Below are 19353 nucleotides of genomic sequence, written 5' to 3' on the forward strand. Positions count from 1 at the left end.
ATGAGTACAGAATTACTGATCAATGTCACACCGAGCGAAAGCCGTGTTGCCCTAATAGAAAACGGTGTACTGCAAGAAATACAGCTAGAGCGAATCGGTAATCTAGGTATTGTAGGCAATATTTACTTAGGAAAAATAAGCCGTGTACTTCCGGGTATGCAGGCTGCTTTTGTTGATATCGGCCTCGAAAAGGCTGCATTTTTGCATGCATCCGATATTGTAAATAGTGCCTCTATTGTTGAAGGCGTAGACGACGTACCAATAAAAAAAGTACAAGATATTAGAGAGTTAGTTCGTCAAGGCCAATACATTATGGTGCAAGTGGTAAAAGATCCGCTAGGCACTAAAGGCGCAAGGCTCACCACTGATATAACTATTCCTTCTCGCTATTTAGTGTTTATGCCTGATGCGACCCATGTAGGGGTTAGTCAGCGTATAGAAACTGAAGAAGAGCGCTCACGTCTTAAAAAAATAGTCGCAGAATATGGCGATGAAAATGGCAGCTTTATCGTACGTACAGCTGCCGAAGGTGCTAGCGAAGCTGAATTACGACACGATGCCGGCTTTTTAAGAAAATTATGGGAAAAAATAACATCACGTCGTAGAAAAACGAGTAAAGCCAGTATCCTACACGAAGATTTAACGCTTGCCTTTAGAACCCTGCGTGACTACGTAGGCGAAGATATGGAGCGCATTCGCGTTGACTCTAAACTCAGCTATGAAGAACTAAAGTTATTTACAGAAGAGTTTGTTCCACAGCTTTCTCAAGTGCTTGAATACTACCCAGGCGAGCGACCTATATTTGACTTGTTTGACGTTGAAAACGAAATTCAAAAAGCACTACATCGTAAAGTTACGCTAAAATCGGGTGGTTATATAATTATTGACCAAACAGAAGCAATGACGACTGTTGATGTTAATACAGGCGCATTTGTAGGGCATCGTAATTTAGAAGAAACGATTTTTAATACCAATGTAGAAGCAACCTCTGCAATTGCCCGCCAGCTCAGGCTGCGTAACTTAGGCGGTATTATCATTATCGACTTTATCGATATGGTAAGTGAGGATCATAAAAGGCGGGTGCTTCATTCACTTGAATCAGCCCTTGCAAAAGATCGCACTAAAACGAATATTAACGGGCTTTCAGCGCTTGGCCTTGTTGAAATGACGCGTAAACGTACACGCGAAAGCTTAGAGCATATTTTATGTGATGTATGCCCAGCATGTTCCGGTCGTGGTTCACAAAAAACAGTTGAAACGGTTTGCTACGAAATACTACGTGAAATAGTGCGTGTTAACCGAGCATACGCAGCGGACAAGTTTATGGTGTATGCAGCGCCTGCTGTAAGTGAGGCCCTACTAAACGATGAGTATCATAACCTTGCTGAGCTTGAACTATTTATTGGTAAGCAAGTCAATATTCAAACAGAGAGCTTATACAGCCAAGAACAGTTTGATGTGGTAATGATGTAATGAAAGCAAAAGCGGTCTGTTTTTTTTGTTTTAGAAAGTTATGGCAGACCTGCGCCATAATTTTGGTATTACTGGCCGTTATTGTTTCAATTTTAAAATATACCCTCCCGTATGCAAACGAGTACAAAGGTGACATAGAAAGCTATTTACACGAAAAGTTTGAAATAAGCTTATCTATTGGTGAAATATCAGCTAGTTGGCAGGGCAGTGGTCCTGCATTAGTGCTAGAAAATTTATCGTTTAAAGATAACGAAACCGCACCAATATCACTCACCATTGCTAAAACCAGCTTAGAGCTAAACCTATGGGAAAGCTTAAAAGCACTGCAACTTAGATCTAATTATTTTGTTATTAATGGTTTTCATACCAGTGTAAATATCACCAACTTATTTAAAACCGGTGATAACGACGAAGTTTCTTTTGAGCAAAAAGAGCTAATTGAAGAACTGTTTTTGGGTAAAACGGGTCATTTTGCAATAGAAAATTCCAGTATTAACTTTATTTTAGAAGACGGTAAAGAACGTAAATTACTTCTTCAAAACATTGTTTGGCAAAATGAAGATGAGCAGCACCTTGGTAGTGGAAGCCTGGCACTGCCGGGTATTTCGGTCGGAGACTTTGACGCGCGCATAGCACTTACCGGGGATACTCTAGAGCAGGTTGCGGGCGACATTTATGTACAGGCTAATAAGGTCGATGTATCTAATTGGTTAGCGCAATATATAAATACGCAAAAACAACAACTGCATAGCGATATTAATTTACAAGCATGGCTAAAACTAGATAAAGGTTTTGTAAGCGATGTGAAAATGCAGTGGTTACCAAGCTTTGTACGCTGGCAGCGAGAAGAGCAAAGCCACCAAGTTAGTTTGAGTGAAGGTGGATTCCATCTATATCCAGAACAAAATAGCTGGCACTTAAAAAGCACCGGTTTAACATTTAATAGTAACGATAAAACATGGCCAAGTTTAGAGTTTGAAGCCCAACTAGGGCTGCAGAATAAAGTGTGGCTGCATCAAGTTGATTTTGAATTACTGAGTAACCTAGCCGGGCTAAGTAATTTTAATGCACTTGAACCATTTTTAGAACGCCAACCTAGTGGGCAAATAGATCAAGCTTATTTAAGTTTTTCTAATGCACAGCAATGGCAATTATGGTTTGAGGCTAACAATATTGGCTGGCAAGAATTAAGATCGGTGCGAGCAGCGCAAGGACTTAGAGTAAATGGTTTACTTACCCAAAGTAGTGGTCGAATAAATTTATTTGGTGAAAATGGCACATTAGTTACAGGCGAAAGCTTTAGTAACGACATAAATTATAATCAGCTAAATGTAGAGCTAGATTTAGCTAAGCGAGATGATGGCTGGCATATAAGTAGTGACAATATCTGGTTTGATAATGATGAAGTTACTCTTGCTGCAGAATTACAAATTAGTCTAACAGATGATCCTCGATTAGATCTTTACGCAGAAGCATTCGCTCCAGATGCCAATATTGCAGGTCATTACTTCCCATTAAAAGCGATGAGCCCTGAACTTGTTAGCTATTTAAATGGTGCAATTAAAGGCGGAGAAGTATCTAAAGCACAGGTCTTATTTGCAGGGCCTTTGTCTGGTTTCCCATTTACTGATGGTAGTGGTCAGTTTGATGTATTAGCACAAATAGACAATGCAACCTATGAGTTTGACCCTGATTGGCCTGCGGTCACTAATGCTAATGTACAGCTAAATTTTGCTAATGAGCGGATGGACATATATAGCCAGCAAGGCAAGTTGGTTAATTTAGATATTGGTAATAGTGTACAGGTGAGCATTGCAGATTTAATGAATGCTGATGAACTTATTGTGCAAATTGATAAAAAAGCAGAGATGGAAAAGTTATATGACTTTTTTGCAGCGACACCTATTGCCAAACCTCTTGCTGAAATTTTTAAAGTTGTACAGGGCAAAGGCGAAGCCGATGCCAGTATTGAGCTTTTAGTAGGCTCTAAGTTTAAAGGCGGAGCCAGTGTTAGCGGCAAAGTTAATTTAAATGACTTGCCAGTATTTATAGCAACGCCAGGTATTGAGCTTAAAAACTTAACTGGCGAGCTTAATTTTAAAAACGACAACATCACACTTAAAAATGCGACTGCGAAGTGGTTGGGCATGCCGCTAAATATTAATTACAGCAGCAAAAGTGATGCTAAAAATTACCAAGCAAACATAGATATAAACGCCAAAATTGACGCCGATACATTAATTGACAGTGGACAAGGTATATTAAAAAATTATTTAAGCGGGCAAAGCGATGTTGATATTGGTTTAGTACTTAATTTTACCGAACAAGGCTTTAATTACCGTGCACAGGTAAACTCAGAACTACTTGGCTTAACGAGTAACTTACCCGCACCTTATAATAAAAATAGCGAACAAATGTGGGCGCTTGATGCAGTAGTTCAAGGTGATGATATTTCTAATCTCATTACAGCAAACGCTAATCAACAGTTTTACTTTAATGCTATTTTAGAAAATGGAAAATCACAGTTTAGTAATGTCCATTTTGTGCTCGGAAAACAAGACTTAGGATTAAACCAAAAAGACTTAAGCGTAAATATAAATCTTGAGCAGAGTGAATTAGTGCCTTGGTTTGATCTGATAGATCAAATAATTAAAGCAGGTAAATCAAACCCAGATAAAAAATCAAAAGGGATTATGCCACCGCTTAATGAGGTGGTCGCAAATATAGGTATGCTTGATGCGAGTAACATCATCTTTAATGATTTTGAAATGCGTTTAGCACCATCAAAAGACGATTTATACCTAAAGCTAAATGCTAAAGAACTTAGAGCTGGGGTTTTTATTCCTACATCACAACCGAGCATGCCTATACGAATTAATGCCGATTACTTAAGGCTTAATTTTGCACAGCCTAGCGAGCAATTAATTGAAATAACAGATGTACTTCCTGAGGAAGACTTGAGCTGGCTTACTAAAATACCTGCCATTGAGTTTGAATGTAGTGACTGCAAAATTGATCGCTACCAGCTTGATAAAGTGAGTGCGTCATTATTAGGTGATGGCGAGCGCTTATCGATATCAGAACTTGTAATCGATAAAGGAGATCATGTACTGCGCACTAAAGGGCAGTGGCAAAATGGTTTAACAACGCTAAGTGGTGAGCTTAAAAGTGATGATATAGGCGCATTGTTTGGCGAGTTTGATATTACCTCTGCAATTAAGGATTCTAAAGCTGATCTAAATTATGATCTTACTTGGCAAGCAGCACCTTATGATTTTGATGTGAAAACTTTAAGTGGTGAGGTTACTTGGGATTTAGGGGAAGGTCACTTAACTGAAATAAGTGATGGTGGTGCACGCGTATTTTCGCTGTTGAGCCTTGATTCACTCGTGCGCAAACTGAAACTTGATTTTAGAGATGTATTTTCAAAGGGCTTTTTTTATAACAGCATGCAAGGCTCTATGCAGTTAGAAAACGGTATCGCTTACACTAAAGATACTAAAATGGACGGTGTGCCTGCCGATTTAACAATTAAAGGCTACGCAAACTTAAATACGCTAGATATAGATTACGACCTTGCTGTAGCGCCACAAGTAACCTCAAGCATTCCGGTTATAGTGGCATGGATGGTTAATCCAGTAACAGGGCTTGCTGCTTTAGCACTTGATAAAGTTATTCATTCTGCGCGCGTCATCTCAGAGATCAATTTTAAAGTAACGGGTAAAATGAACGATCCTATTGTTCAAGAACTCGACAGAAAAAGTCGTGAAGTTACACTACCTCAAGCTGCGCAAAATCAGCCACAAGCATCAGTCGATTTAAAACTTAAAGATGCACAAGTAACAGTAACGTAATGAACAAAACAGCAAGCATAAGCACACCCACAATAGTTGCCCTACAAATGTGTTCAGGGCTAAACCCTGATGACAACATAGCAAGCTTAAAGCGCGCACTTAAAACTCTGCCAGCAACAAGACCATTACTTGTTTGCTTGCCAGAAGCTTTTTTAGTGTTTAGTAAAAGTGGTAACGATACGTTACGTGTTGCTAAGCAAGTTGATCAATACAAATTACAACTTAGTGAATTGTGCCAACACCATAATATTTGGTTAAATGCAGGCACAATGCCTGAGCTATTTAACGAACATAAGTATTACGCAGCATCGCACTTATATAATAATCAAGGCGAGCTGGTTGCAACGTATAACAAAATACATTTATTTGATGTAACCGTTGATGATAAAACAGGTAGCTATCGAGAGTCAGATTTTACCCAAGCAGGTCGCGATGTAGTGGTTGTTGATTCTCCCTTTGGTAAAATTGGCTTAACAGTATGTTATGATCTGCGCTTTAGTGGCTTATTTAACGAACTAGTACGCCAAGGCGCCGATATTATTTTAGTACCCAGTGCATTTACAGTCCCTACAGGGCAAGCGCATTGGCAACCGCTATTAGCAGCTCGCGCAATAGAAACACAATGTTATGTAGTTGCAGCTGCTCAGTACGGTACACATGAAAATGGCCGACAAACATATGGCCACAGTATTATTATTTCACCTTGGGGCAATACCCTGAGTGAATTGCCAACAGGCACCGGTTTTATAAGCTGCAACGCAGATTTAGACCAGTTACAAAAAATTAGACGAGATATGCCCGTGCAGTCTCATCAACGATTTAGAGAGCATTTATTATGAATTCGGTTGAACAGCATTTACTACAAGACAGCCAGCTAAATAGAGAAGAGCTCGAAAAAACGCTCGCTTACATACATCAGCATAAAGTGGATTACGCCGATTTATATTTTCAATCAAGCCACCACGAATCATGGGTGCTTGAAGACGGCTTAGTTAAAGAAGGCTCTTATAACGTTGAGCGTGGCGTTGGTGTACGTGCTGTAAGCGGCGAAAAAACAGGTTTTTCTTACTCTGATGCAATAAATCTTGAAGCACTTAATAAAGCGGCTACAGCGGCTCGTAGCATCGCAGATGCTGGCGAAGATAGAGCGATTAAAGTATTTAGTGATGTTAAAGCTAAAGAGCAGTTTGCAGCGCATCAGCCAATTTCGAGTATGAGCGATACCGACAAGGTGAGTTTATTACGCGAACTTGAAAACTATATTCGTGAACTAGCACCCGATGCAGAGCAAGTAATTAGCTCAATGTCAGCGGTATACGAAGAAGTATTAATCGCAGCAAGTGATGGTACGTTTGCCACCGATATTCGCCCGCTTATTCGTTTAAACTGCTCAGTGCTGCTTGAAAAAAATGGTCGCCGTGAACGCGGTGGCGCAGGTGGTGGTGCACGTTTAGATTATGGTTACTTTAAAGAGCTTGTTGATGGTAAACCACGTTGGATGGAATTTGCTGAAGAAGCTGTACGCCAAGCTAAAGTAAACCTTGAAGCTATTGATGCACCTGCAGGCACGATGGAAGTTGTACTTGGTAATGGTTGGCCTGGCGTGCTTTTACACGAAGCAGTAGGGCATGGACTTGAAGGCGACTTTAACCGCAAAGGCGCGTCTGCGTTTAGTGGTAAAGTGGGCCAAAAAGTAGCATCTGAGCTGTGTACTGTTGTTGATGATGGCACCATGGCTGATCGCCGTGGGTCACTTAATGTTGATGATGAAGGCACACCAGCCGCTTACAACGTACTTATCGAAAACGGTATTTTAAAAGGCTATATGCAAGATAAGCTAAACGCGCGTTTAATGGGTGTAAATCCTACCGGTAACGCACGTCGTGAGTCTTATGCGCATTTACCAATGCCTCGCATGACTAACACCTACATGTTAGGTGGTGAGCACAGTCAAGCAGATATTATAAGCTCAGTTAAAAAAGGGGTATTCGCGCCTAACTTTGGCGGCGGACAAGTTGATATAACCTCAGGTAAGTTTGTATTTAGCGCATCAGAAGCGTATTTAATCGAAAATGGTAAAATTACCCAACCAATTAAAGGCGCAACGCTTATTGGTAATGGACCAGAAGTAATGCAGCAAATATCTATGGTTGGTAACGACTTAGCACTTGATAAAGGTGTTGGTGTTTGTGGTAAAGATGGTCAAAGCGTACCGGTAGGCGTAGGCCAACCAAGCCTTAAAATTGATCAGTTAACGGTCGGTGGTACAGCTTAAATATTACTCAAGCGCGAAGTGAATTCCTACCTACGTGCTTGATGTTTATTGTAGGTGAGGTTTTACACCTCGCCTTTTAAATATACGCTCACGCAATAGGGCGCGAAATAAATTCGCACCTACGATTTGCATTCTTACTTTGGGTAGGTGAGGTTTTATACCTCGCTTTTTAAATACAGACTTAGAAATAGAGCGCGAAATAAATTCGCACCTACGATTTGTATTTTTACTTTGTGTAGGCGAGGTTTATGCCTCTCCTTCACCTTCTTTATTTTTTTCAGCCTCTTTGTACCATAACGCAAAAAAGCACTCTGTTAATTTGTGCTCTATCTCAAGCGCTTTTTCTGTCGGGCAAAACAAGGTAAAGCTTGCTTTAAATTCACCTAAATCGGTTGTACCAAAGTGAATTACCGGCTCTGGGCCAGATATTTTTGCATCAAGTTTACGCTCAATCATCGAATTATAACGGCTTGCTACTTCTTGAAACTCTTCGCAGTACAGTTTAGCTTGCTCAGTGAGTGTGTCGTGAATAGGGTAAGGGTTAAAGCTCTCTCTTCGGACAATAATAAAATGATGTGTAACAAAGCGTTTTACAAAATTTAAGTTTTTAATAGAGCTGGTAATCAGCTTATTATTAGGTATGTATATGGTTTTTCTTGAAAATTGATAAGTATGTATATCAATTTCATGCATGGTTGTTTTTATCCAATCCGTTTCAGCTACTTCACCAAAGTAATCACCTACTTGTATCCAATCACCCACTCTAAACGGGCGAGTTGTTACGAGGTAAAAAAAGCCTATTACACACTGAATAAACTCACGCGTTGCAAGTACAATCGCCACGGCAAAAGCAGCAATAGAAAGTGCAAAGTTTTGAATTTCGGTCGACCACACAAATAGCAGCGATATCATCATTACAAAATTAATAAAGTGCTTAATATTGTGTGCGATGTAACGGATGTCTTTTTCTTTTTTTTCTGCGCGACTTTTAGCAAGCTTATCAACAAGCACTTTTAGTACAAATGCAATTGTGATCATTACAATTGAAAGAAGAAACGGATGCAGCAATATATCTTTAGTCATGGTATCCAATTAAACGTGAGTTGATAAAAACAGGCTCAGTATATTGATTTATTAAACCAATTAGCAAATTTAGTGTAAAAAAAGTAACCAATAAAAAATTTAGCTACGTTATTGAGTTACTTGATCAGTGCAATGCTTGTGATTTTTAGCCATTCTTTTTCGGCATATGAGTACAAGCTCAATGGCTGAAATAAAAATCAAAGTATAGCCAAGCGTTTCTATACCTTCTTCAACAATGTTTTTTACCGCACGTACATAGTCATCACCCATTACTGAATGCCAAAATGCGCCTTTGCCCATCATTCGCGAAAATGCGAGTAAAGTAACCATGCCTGATAAGCAAATTCCATAACTAGGAGTGAGGCTATAGGCTTTTAAAGCGTTAAAAATACTTCCTCTGTTTGTTATTAAATAAACAAACACGCCAGCTAAAATTGAATAGACGATACTTTGCCAAGCGCCATCAAAAAAGTATAAGTCGAGGTAGGTATCAAACTCTCTCACAAACATCATTGCCGATAACGCAGCTAGTAATACAGCCGGTATTTTGAGTTGAAAGTTAATTCGCGAAGCGTAAAAAAATAAAATACAGCTTAAAAAAGTTAAAACATCTTGCATATGTTCGGTAAGAGTTTCTTCACTGTAAAGTGCATCCTGTTTTAATTCAAACCCTTCAAGTTGAATTAAATGAGCAACACCCGCTAGGCATAATAAATAAATAAAAGATCGCAGTAAAAACATAAATAACCAAGAGAAACTATAAATGCGCGGGATTCTAATCGTTAAAATGCTTTAAAGCCAAAACAAAATTTAAACTTTTAACCTTTTTATTGGTCTAAAATTTTTGCTTTTAAAATAATGGCTTAGATGTTTTTTTAATGTTGAATCGATGTTTTTAATGTGACGTTTTAAGTGGTTTATTGTGCAAAATATAACAAGCATTAAAAAGCCCTTACTAATTACTTAACAAGGGCTTTTTATAATTGAGCGCTTAGAGTTTAGCGCCTAGCGCATCGTTACAAATTCTTCCGAGCCAGTCGGGTGAATCGCAACAACGGCATCAAAATCAGCTTTAGTAGCGCCCATTTTCATGGCAACTGCAAAACCTTGAATCATTTCATCAACCGCAAAACCAATACCATGTAGGCCAACTACTTTTTCGTCTGGGCCGGCACATACAAGCTTCATTTTACAAGGTTGGCGATGTTTAGTTACCGCTGTGTACATAGCTGTAAAACCAGATTGGTAAATCTTAACGTTTTCTTCGCCGTATTGAGAAATAGCTTCTTGTTCAGTAAGGCCAATAGTACCAATTGGTGGGTGACTAAATACAACAGTAGGAACTAGGCTGTAATCCATTTTTAAATCATCAGGTAGTTCTTTATTAAATAAGCGTTCTGATAAAGTACGCCCTGCTTTAACTGCTACAGGCGTAAGTTCAATACCGTTTTCGATAATATCACCAACAGCATAAACGTTTTTAGCTGTGGTATTTTGAAACTCATCAACTTTAACAAAACCATCGCTGTTAACTTCTACGTCGGCAGCAGCTACATTAATTGCATCTGTTGTTGGCTGGCGGCCAATGGCCCAAATTACTTGGTCAACGTTATGAGTTTTACCATTATCTAAATGTAGCGTTACAGAGCCATCATCTTCTTTAACTAATTTATGAGGTACAGATTCTGTATGAAGAGTAGGGCCTTCGGCAGCCATAACATCAACAAGGGTTTCAACTATGTATGGGTCAAAGTTACGAAGTGGAGAATGCTTACGAACAAATAAATGTGTTTCAGTACCTAAACCATGTAATACACCAGCAAGCTCAACGGCTATGTAGCCTGCGCCTATTACTGCAACGCGCTTAGGTTGCTCTTTTAGCTCAAAAAAGCCATTTGAATCGATACCGTGTTCAGCACCTTCAATATGCGGAATGCTTGGGCGTCCACCTACTGCAATTAATATATGGTCGGCTGTGTAGTGCTTGCCGTTTACTTCAACTGTTTTATTATCTACAAATTTAGCAAAGCCTTTGATTACAGTAACGCCATTGCTAGCAAGGCCACTGTCATAACCTTTATGAATTCGGCCTATATAGGCTTCACGGCTTTCTACTAACTTGCTCCAATCAAAGCCTTTAACTTCAACATTAAAGCCGTAATCTGGGGCATATAAATTAATTGCTTCAGCAACCTGAGCACCGTGCCACATTACTTTTTTAGGTACACAGCCCACGTTTACACACGTGCCGCCCATGTGTTTTGCTTCTATAAGTGCTACTTTAGCGCCACGCATTGCCGCTCTATTTGCAGAGGCAATACCACCACTGCCACCACCGATTGCAATATAATCAAAGTGTTGTGTCATTTTATGTCCTTAGGCGTTGAGTTTTATGCGCATTAGCATAACATTAAGTTTTAAAAATAAAGAGTGTTTAGGTGACCTATGTTTAGTAAAAAAACATTCGAATTTCTTGCTCTGCTTGATCAAAACAATAATAGAGACTGGTTTAACGACCATAAATCACAGTATGAGGAATACGTAAGAGAGCCCGCTTTAGATTTCATTAGGCAAATGCAAGCACCACTTGCTGAGGTTTCTAGCCATTTTGTCGCATCAGATAAAAAAGTCGGCGGTAGTTTAATGAGAATCCATAAAGACGCGCGTTTTAGTAAAGATAAAACCCCATATAAAATTAATGTAGGAATTCAATTTCGCCATTTTATGGGAAAAGACGTACACGCCCCTGGTTTTTATTTTCACTTAGCAAATGACGAATGTTTTGTAGGTGCTGGTATTTGGCGCCCAGAATCAAAGGCGCTTAATGCAATTAGAACCTGCATAGATGAAAACCCAAATAGCTATAAAAAAGCAATTTATGATGAGCAATTTAAATCTATATTTGAAATGTCAGGAGAGTCGCTAAAACGCCCACCAAGGGGTTTTGAAAAAGATCATCCCTTAATAGATGAGCTCAAACGAAAAGACTTTATAGCCATTAGCCCACTTACTCAAAAGCAAATATGCAGTAATAACCTAGTTGATACGGTACTAGAACGTTATAAAGTGGCCGACTCATTAATGAGTTATTTGTGTTTTGCTCTGGAGCAACCCTATTAAAATTACACAACTTAAAAGCAGTTGAGTTGTTTTTTTACTTTTAGACCCAATTTAAAACGTAATGCATTAACGCAAAGAGAGTATTTATGAGCAACCCATTAATTGGCCTTGAAGGCTTACCACCATTTTCAAAAATAAAGCCTGAGTATGTAGTACCCGCACTAAAAGACGGTATTGAGCTTTGTCGTAAAGCCATTGATGACGTGTTAGCTAAAGGTTCGTACACGTGGGATGACTTAGTATTACCCCTTGAAGAAGCTGACGATAAATTATCGCGCATGTTTTCCCCTGTATCGCATTTAAATTCAGTAATGAATAACGACGAATTACGTGAAGCTTACGAGCAGTGCTTACCGTTAATATCTGAATATTCAACATTTGTAGGTCAGCATCAAGGTTTATACAACGCGTATAATACGCTTTATAACAGCGACGAATTTAAAACGCTGACTACAGCACAGCAGAAAACAATTACTAATGCGCTGCGTGATTTTAAATTATCGGGTATTGCTTTAGCGCCAGAACAACAAAAACGCTATGGTGAAATAAGCGCACGTTTATCTGAGCTTGCCTCAAAATTTGGCAACAATGTAATGGATGCGACTTTAGCGTGGCACAAGCATATTACTGATGAGAGCGACTTAGCTGGCTTGCCAGAATCAGCTCTTGCACTTGCAGCCGACACCGCAAAAAGTAAAGAATTAGATGGCTGGTTATTTACACTCGATTTTCCATCATATTTACCAATAATGGCTTACGCAGATAACCGCGAACTACGCAGGGAAACCTACACTGCGTTTTCTACGCGCGCATCAGATCAAGGCCCTAACGCCGGTGAGTTTGATAACTCAGATATTATGAGAGAGGAGCTTGCGCTTCGTCATGAACTTGCACAGTTACTAGGATTCAACAGCTACGCTGAAAAGTCACTCGCGACTAAAATGGCAGAGTCACCAGAACAAGTATTCTCATTTTTAGAAGACCTAGCGGCTAAATCAAAACCACAAGCAGAGCAAGAAGTGGCCGAGCTAAAAGCGTATGCTGAACAAAAACACGGTATTTCTGAATTAGAAGCATGGGATTTTGGTTACTACAGCGAAAAGCTTAAGCAAGAAAAGTATGCAATTTCAGACGAAGTACTACGTCCTTACTTCCCTGCAAATAAAGTATTAAGTGGATTATTCGAAACCGTTAATCGCTTATTTGGTATTAGCGTAAAAGAAGTTACTGATTTTGATACTTATCATAAAGATGTGCGCTTTTTTGAAATTGTAGATAGTAGCAATACGCTTCGTGGGCGCTTTTATCTAGATTTATATGCACGCGACCACAAACGTGGTGGTGCGTGGATGGATGACTGTATGGGTCGTAAAGTACGTGCTAACGGCGAACTACAAACTCCAGTGGCTTATTTAGTGTGTAACTTTAATAAGGCGGTTGGCGATAAACCGGCGCTGTTTACTCATGACGAAGTAACTACTTTATTTCATGAGTTTGGTCATGGTATTCACCACATGTTGACACAAGTTGATGCAGCTCCTGTTGCGGGTATTAATGGTGTTGCATGGGATGCGGTAGAGCTTCCTAGTCAGTTTTTAGAGAACTGGTGTTATGACGAAGAAGCCCTGAGCTTTATTTCAGGTCATTATGAAACGGGTGAGCCGTTACCTAAAGAGTTACTTGATAAGTTACTTGCTGCTAAAAACTATAACTCAGGCGTACAAATGCTACGTCAAATTGAGTTTTCGTTATTCGACTTTAAAATCCATAACGATTACAAAGTGGGTGAGCAATGCCAAATTCAAGCAGTACTAAACGATGTACGTAGCCGCACATCAATCGTTAAACCGCCTGAGTTTAACCGTTTTCAAAATGGTTTTAGTCATATTTTTGCCGGCGGTTATAGTGCAGGTTACTATTCGTATAAATGGGCTGAAGTACTTTCTGCTGATGCATTTTCTAAATTTGAAGAAGAAGGTATTTTTAACGCTGAAACAGGGCAAGCCTTCATGCAAAATATTTTAGAAAAAGGCGGCAGTGAAGAGCCAATGGAATTATTTAAAAAGTTCCGTGGTCGTGAGCCAAATGTCGACGCGTTACTACGCCATAGCGGTATTGCTGTTTAAAAATTAATATTTAGCACAAATCAAATTAAAGCGCCTTAATGGCGCTTTTTTATTATTTTAAAATTATTATCTAATAATTTTTAGTAATTTCATCCTACCGTACTATGCTTTTAGCACACCTAATAAAATGGACTAAGGCATGGCAAAGTTGGTATTGGCAATTGATGACGACAAGTATGTTCATCATATAATTGAAGAGTCTTTAGCAGGGTTTTGTAAAATAATTCATGCAAAAGATGGCGATGAAGGATTAAGGCTAACCAATAAATACAACCCAGATATTATTTTACTCGATATTGAAATGCCAGGTATGTCAGGTTATGACGTATGTAAAACAATAAAGCAAAGTCAAAATACTCAGGATATTCCCGTTATGTTTCTCTCATCTAAAATAGAGCTAAGCGATCGGGTAAAAGGTTACAGCGTCGGCGCATCTGATTACATTACAAAACCTTTTAATGCAGAAGAGTTAATAGCGCGAATAAAGGTACTTTACGAATATAGGCAAAAATGCGCAAAACTAAAACTGGATATAGTCAAAGCGAATAAAACAGCTGAAATGGCAATGACAGAGTCAGGCGATATGGGGCGTATAATGCGCTACGTTGGACAAAGTTATCACGCTAATAACTTTCAATCGTTGAGTGAATACTTTTTTACCTTTTTTGCTCCTTTAAATTTAGATGTTGTGGTTGTGTTTTGGTATCAAGGAAAAGGTATTTTTTACAGCCAGCAAAGTGGTGTTTGCCCGTTAGAACAAGAGCTGCTTGAGCAACATCGAAATGCTCAACGATTTGTTGATATTGGTAGCAGCACTATCATTAATTATCCCAAAGTGTCCCTTTTGATAAAAAATATGCCAGTTGATAACGATGCTTTGTATGGGCGCTACAAAGATCTGTTCCCGCATATATTAGAAGTAACCAACGAGAAGGTTGTTACCATGGAAAGAAGCGAAAGCAGTTATGAGCAGGCAGCTCAAATAAGTACAGCCCTTCAAGATATTGTTAAGCAGTTAACTACTCAAAATGTAGAGCAAAACAAAAGTACTAAAGAGTTTATAGAGCAGCTACATGAACTTGACTGCGCTATTAAGCTACAACAAACACAAGCAAATCCTGCGGATCTCACTTTATATATATCTCAATTGGATCAAACAATGCAGTTATTTGTATCGGCTAATAGTGATTTAGCCTTTATCAAATATCAGCTTAAACAAGTTGCCGAAAGCCGCAATGAACTTATATCCAATTTACGTACTAAAGGGGAAGCCGCAAAGGTCAATGCGAATCATCATAGTGATATAGAGCTATTTTAGTGCTTTAAAGTAAAGCGGTTGATATACTACAGGCGTATTTTATCGTCGGAGTTTATTGTGGTTATTCAGTGTGCTTTTAAAGAGTTACGCCCTTATTTAAATGAATTAGAAACACGCTTTGGTTTAGCCCAATGGGCGCAAAATTGCAGTGGCTTTAGCTTACATTACGATGATAAAGGGTTAAGTCTATTTAAAACCGACGAGCCTAAACTGGGTGCAATTAACGTTGATTTTGTAACCGGTGCCGCCGCCCATAGGCGTAAGTTTGGCGGTGGTAAAGGGCAAGCAATTGCCAAAGCGGTGGGTTTAAATAAAGGCGCAACGCCTGTTGTACTTGATGCTACCGCAGGCCTTGGGCGAGACGGCTTTGTACTTGCCTCGCTAGGGTGCAAAGTCATATTACATGAACGTCATCCGGTTGTTGCAGCCCTCTTATACGATGGGTTAAAGCGAGCTTATAGCGATATTGAAATTGGTGTGTGGATGAAAGAAAACATGAGCCTAATATTTGGCTCAAGCCATACCTTGCTCTCTCAGTGCGAAAGCATGCCCGATGTTGTTTATTTAGATCCCATGTTTCCGCATCGCGAAAAATCAGCATTAGTTAAAAAAGAAATGCGCGTATTTCAAGAGCTAGTTGGTGCAGACAACGACGCTGACGACCTACTTGATTTTGCCTATCCACTCGCCAGTAAGCGTGTCGTTGTAAAACGCCCTGATTACGCCCCATTCTTAAACGAAAAAACCCCAAGTATGCAAATTAAAACTAAAAAGAACCGTTTTGATGTTTATGTAAAGGCGGCAATGGTTTAAACATCAAAACAAATTGGTGGTATATCCCTAGAATTTACCCATGTAAGAATCGTTATATTGGCTTGGATCTTAGGATCTAGCCTTTTGAATCTAGGATCTTATTACATTTTCATGTTAGAATTTGCGCAATTTTTTGGCATAGCAAAGTAGCACAGTAATGATCTTAGATGATATTCGCATTGTTTTAGTTAACACGTCACATTCGGGCAATATTGGTTCGGCGGCTCGCGCCATGAAAACCATGGGTTTATCAAAGCTTTATTTAGTTGATCCTGCTTGTGAAATAGACAGCCAAGCAAGTGCTTTAGCTGCAGGCGCAACTGATGTTTTAGGCAATGCAGTTATTGTAGGTACTGTTGAAGAAGCTATCGCTGACTGTACATTAACAATTGGCACAAGTGCGCGTTCTCGTACGCTTTCGTGGCCAATGGTTGAACCACGTGAATGTGGTGAAAAACTCGTTGCTGAAGCTGTAAATGGTCCTGTAGCGCTAGTATTTGGTCGTGAAAACAGCGGCTTAACTAATGAAGAATTACAGCTTTGTAATTACCACGTATGTATTCCTGCTAATCCAGAGTACAGCTCGCTTAATTTAGCTATGGCCGTACAAACACTTAGTTACGAAACACGTATGGCGTTTTTAAATCAACAACCTAAAAAGGTTGAAGAAGACGATGCTGTTTACCCAAGCTCAAAACAAACAGAGCTGTTTTATGAGCACCTTGAAGAGACGCTTTTCAAAACAGGCTTTATTATCAAACAGCACCCTGGTTTAGTTATGACTAAATTACGTCGTTTATTTAACCGAGCTCACCCTGAAGATGCCGAAATGAATATTTTACGCGGTATTCTCACCTCAATTAATAAGTCTATCCCTAAGTAACTTAGTTATAGCTATTAGTTATAAAAACCAATGGGTAAATAACTAGCTAATACTTGACTAAAATACTCAGGTAATTACAATGGCTGTAATACTTGACCAAAGAGGTCAAGTATTGAAAGTTTGTTAACTCTATAATTTAAAAAGTAAGAGTTTATAAATCAAATTTTTATCAAGTGATAATACTTGACTAATTTACTCTGGTAATTAAAATTTGCACTCTTTTGTGCAGGGGGCGTTATGAAGTTAACATCAAAAGGCAGATATGCCGTTACAGCTATGCTGGATGTTGCACTACACACAGGTGTAGGTCCTGTAGCCCTTGCTGATATTTCACAAAGACAAGAAATTTCTTTGTCTTACCTTGAACAATTATTTGCTCGTTTACGTAAAAATGGCCTAGTAAGTTCTGTTCGTGGACCTGGTGGTGGTTATTTACTAGGGCGTGAAGCGGGCGTTATCTCTGTTGGCGATATTATTAGCGCCGTAGACGAATCGGTCGATGCAACACGTTGCCAAGGTGCCGATACCGGCTGTCAGAGTGGTATGCGTTGTTTAACACATAATTTGTGGTCAGACTTAAGCGCACGCATAGAAGAATTTTTGAATAATATTACCCTTGCTGAATTGGTGGAAAAATCAGATGTGAAAGAAATAGCATCGCGCCAAGATAACAGTATCAATAATGCAATTAAGCAGTTGGAAAACATTCAAGTAAGCTGTCAACTTTAAGGTTGACCTGCAGCGGAGAGAGAAATGAAGTTACCGATTTATTTAGATTACGCAGCGACCACGCCTGTTGATGAACGTGTTGCTAAAGAAATGATGCAGTGCCTGACAATGGACGGTAAGTTTGGTAATCCTGCGTCACGCTCACACCGTTTTGGTTGGCAAGCAGAAGAAGCTGTTGACCAAGCGCGTACAGATATTGCTGATTTAATTAATGCAGACCCACGTGAAATTGTTTTCACATCGGGTGCAACAGAATCAAATAACCTTGCTATTAAAGGTGCAGCACAGTTTTACAAGAAAAAAGGTAAGCACGTTATTACCGCTAAAACTGAGCATAAAGCTGTAATCGACACATGTCGTGAGCTTGAGCGCCAAGGTTTTGAAGTAACTTACATGGACGTTGAAGAAAACGGCCTACTTGATTTACAAAAACTTGCCGACACAATGCGTGACGACACAGTACTTGTAAGCATCATGCACGTTAATAACGAGCTAGGTGTAATTCAAGATATCGCGACTATTGGCGAAATGTGTCGCGAACGTAAAATTATGTTCCACGTAGATGCAGCGCAAAGCGCGGGCAAAGTATTAATCGACGTGCAACAGCTTAAAGTTGATTTTATGTCGTTCTCTGCACATAAAGTGTATGGCCCTAAAGGTGTTGGTGCACTTTACGTTCGTCGTAAACCACGTGCTCGCCTTGAAGCGCAAATGCACGGTGGCGGACATGAACGCGGTATGCGCTCTGGTACACTAGCAACTCACCAATTAGTGGGTATGGGTACTGCGTTTAAAATTGCTAAGCAAGATTTCGAAAAAGATCACGCACACATCAGCGCCTTACGTAATCGTTTAATCGACGGCATTATGGCTGATATGGACGAAGTATACTTTAACGGCACACAAGACCAATCAGTACCGGGTATTGTAAACATCAGCTTTAACTTTGTTGAAGGTGAGTCGTTACTTATGGCAGTAAAAGACATTGCAGTATCGTCAGGTTCAGCCTGTACATCTGCAAGCTTAGAGCCTTCTTATGTATTACGTGCACTTGGCCGTAACGACGAATTAGCACATAGCTCAATTCGTTTTAGTATTGGTCGCTTTACTACCGAAGAAGAGATTGATTACACCGTCGAATTAATGAAAAACTCTATCGGTCGCCTACGTGAGATGTCTCCACTTTGGGAGATGCATCAAGAAGGTATTGATTTAGATTCAGTTGAATGGGCTCACCACTAATAGTGTGAGCACATACCCTAGCAGGTAATGAGGATAGAATAATGGCTTATAGTGATAAAGTAATCGACCACGTAGAAAACCCACGTAACGTAGGTACTCTAGATAAGAACGATCCGTCAGTGGCAACGGGTATGGTAGGCGCACCAGCATGTGGTGACGTAATGAAACTGCAAATTAAAGTATCTGCCACTGGCGTTATTGAAGATGCAAAATTCAAAACCTACGGTTGTGGTAGCGCAATTGCTTCTTCTTCACTTGTAACAGAGTGGGTTAAAGGCAAAACGCTAGACGAAGCAGCGACAATTAAAAACACTGATATCAGTGCAGAGCTTGAGTTGCCACCAGTGAAAATTCACTGTTCAATTTTAGCTGAAGACGCAATTCAAGCAGCAATTGCAGACTACAAAAGCAAACAAGCGAAGTAAGAAGAGAAACTC

The 19353-nt window shown here is 39.6% G+C and carries 15 protein-coding genes; 12 read left to right on the plus strand and 3 right to left on the minus strand.

Features of this window, described 5'->3' with window-relative positions; translation table 11 throughout:
• Genes rng through tldD form a run of 4 tightly spaced genes read left to right on the plus strand, consistent with a single transcriptional unit; the run spans window position 1 to window position 7602 of the window.
• Window positions 1-1473, plus strand: a complete 1473-nt coding sequence (gene rng, locus RB214_RS02085; RefSeq protein WP_002958405.1) for a ribonuclease G — start codon at window positions 1-3, stop codon at window positions 1471-1473.
• Window positions 1473-5327: a YhdP family protein gene (locus RB214_RS02090; RefSeq protein ID WP_309168192.1), complete on the plus strand. Its 3855-nt coding sequence runs from the start codon at window positions 1473-1475 to the stop codon at window positions 5325-5327. Before rng ends, RB214_RS02090 begins: the two co-directional genes overlap by 1 nt.
• Complete coding sequence (locus RB214_RS02095) at window positions 5327-6166, plus strand: carbon-nitrogen hydrolase family protein (protein WP_309168193.1); 840 nt, start codon at window positions 5327-5329, stop codon at window positions 6164-6166. Before RB214_RS02090 ends, RB214_RS02095 begins: the two co-directional genes overlap by 1 nt.
• Window positions 6163-7602 (plus strand): metalloprotease TldD, encoded by a 1440-nt coding sequence (gene tldD, locus RB214_RS02100; RefSeq protein WP_024597409.1) that lies wholly within the window; start codon window positions 6163-6165, stop codon window positions 7600-7602. Before RB214_RS02095 ends, tldD begins: the two co-directional genes overlap by 4 nt.
• A 246-nt stretch (window positions 7603-7848) precedes the next feature.
• Here tldD and RB214_RS02105 read toward each other — a convergent pair whose 3' ends face one another.
• From RB214_RS02105 to gorA, 3 genes are all read right to left on the minus strand, one after another.
• Window positions 7849-8685, minus strand: coding sequence for a mechanosensitive ion channel family protein (locus tag RB214_RS02105; RefSeq protein WP_024597410.1), 837 nt, complete (start codon window positions 8683-8685; stop codon window positions 7849-7851).
• 108 nt (window positions 8686-8793) lie between these two features.
• Window positions 8794-9426 (minus strand): hypothetical protein, encoded by a 633-nt coding sequence (locus RB214_RS02110; protein WP_165742883.1) that lies wholly within the window; start codon window positions 9424-9426, stop codon window positions 8794-8796.
• Between the two features lie 264 nt (window positions 9427-9690).
• Window positions 9691-11052 (minus strand): glutathione-disulfide reductase, encoded by a 1362-nt coding sequence (gene gorA, locus RB214_RS02115; RefSeq protein WP_165742884.1) that lies wholly within the window; start codon window positions 11050-11052, stop codon window positions 9691-9693.
• Between the two features lie 78 nt (window positions 11053-11130).
• Between gorA and RB214_RS02120 the strand changes: the two genes are divergently transcribed.
• The 8 genes from RB214_RS02120 (at window position 11131) to iscU (ending at window position 19341) form a co-directional block, all read left to right on the plus strand.
• A complete protein-coding gene (locus tag RB214_RS02120) occupies window positions 11131-11805 on the plus strand; it encodes a DUF2461 domain-containing protein (RefSeq protein ID WP_309168196.1) in 675 nt (224 codons plus the stop codon).
• Window positions 11806-11891: 86 nt separating this feature from the next.
• Window positions 11892-13931, plus strand: coding sequence for an oligopeptidase A (prlC, locus tag RB214_RS02125; protein ID WP_165742886.1), 2040 nt, complete (start codon window positions 11892-11894; stop codon window positions 13929-13931).
• Between the two features lie 139 nt (window positions 13932-14070).
• The gene (locus RB214_RS02130; RefSeq protein WP_309168198.1) at window positions 14071-15249 is read left to right on the plus strand and encodes a response regulator; all 1179 of its coding nucleotides are present in this window, start codon (window positions 14071-14073) and stop codon (window positions 15247-15249) included.
• A 57-nt stretch (window positions 15250-15306) separates the two neighbouring features.
• A complete protein-coding gene (locus tag RB214_RS02135; RefSeq protein ID WP_182671023.1) occupies window positions 15307-16062 on the plus strand; it encodes a class I SAM-dependent methyltransferase in 756 nt (251 codons plus the stop codon).
• A 157-nt stretch (window positions 16063-16219) separates the two neighbouring features.
• Window positions 16220-16945 (plus strand): tRNA (cytosine(32)/uridine(32)-2'-O)-methyltransferase TrmJ, encoded by a 726-nt coding sequence (trmJ, locus tag RB214_RS02140; protein WP_002958423.1) that lies wholly within the window; start codon window positions 16220-16222, stop codon window positions 16943-16945.
• A gap of 237 nt (window positions 16946-17182) precedes the next feature.
• Complete coding sequence (iscR, locus tag RB214_RS02145) at window positions 17183-17674, plus strand: Fe-S cluster assembly transcriptional regulator IscR (protein WP_002958424.1); 492 nt, start codon at window positions 17183-17185, stop codon at window positions 17672-17674.
• A gap of 24 nt (window positions 17675-17698) precedes the next feature.
• Window positions 17699-18916, plus strand: a complete 1218-nt coding sequence (locus tag RB214_RS02150; RefSeq protein WP_002958425.1) for an IscS subfamily cysteine desulfurase — start codon at window positions 17699-17701, stop codon at window positions 18914-18916.
• Window positions 18917-18957: 41 nt separating this feature from the next.
• Complete coding sequence (gene iscU / locus RB214_RS02155; protein WP_002958426.1) at window positions 18958-19341, plus strand: Fe-S cluster assembly scaffold IscU; 384 nt, start codon at window positions 18958-18960, stop codon at window positions 19339-19341.
• Window positions 19342-19353: the final 12 nt, after the last annotated feature.

The sequence above is a fragment of the Pseudoalteromonas sp. HL-AS1 genome (assembly GCF_031198785.1).
In the GTDB taxonomy this organism is placed as follows: domain Bacteria; phylum Pseudomonadota; class Gammaproteobacteria; order Enterobacterales; family Alteromonadaceae; genus Pseudoalteromonas; species Pseudoalteromonas distincta.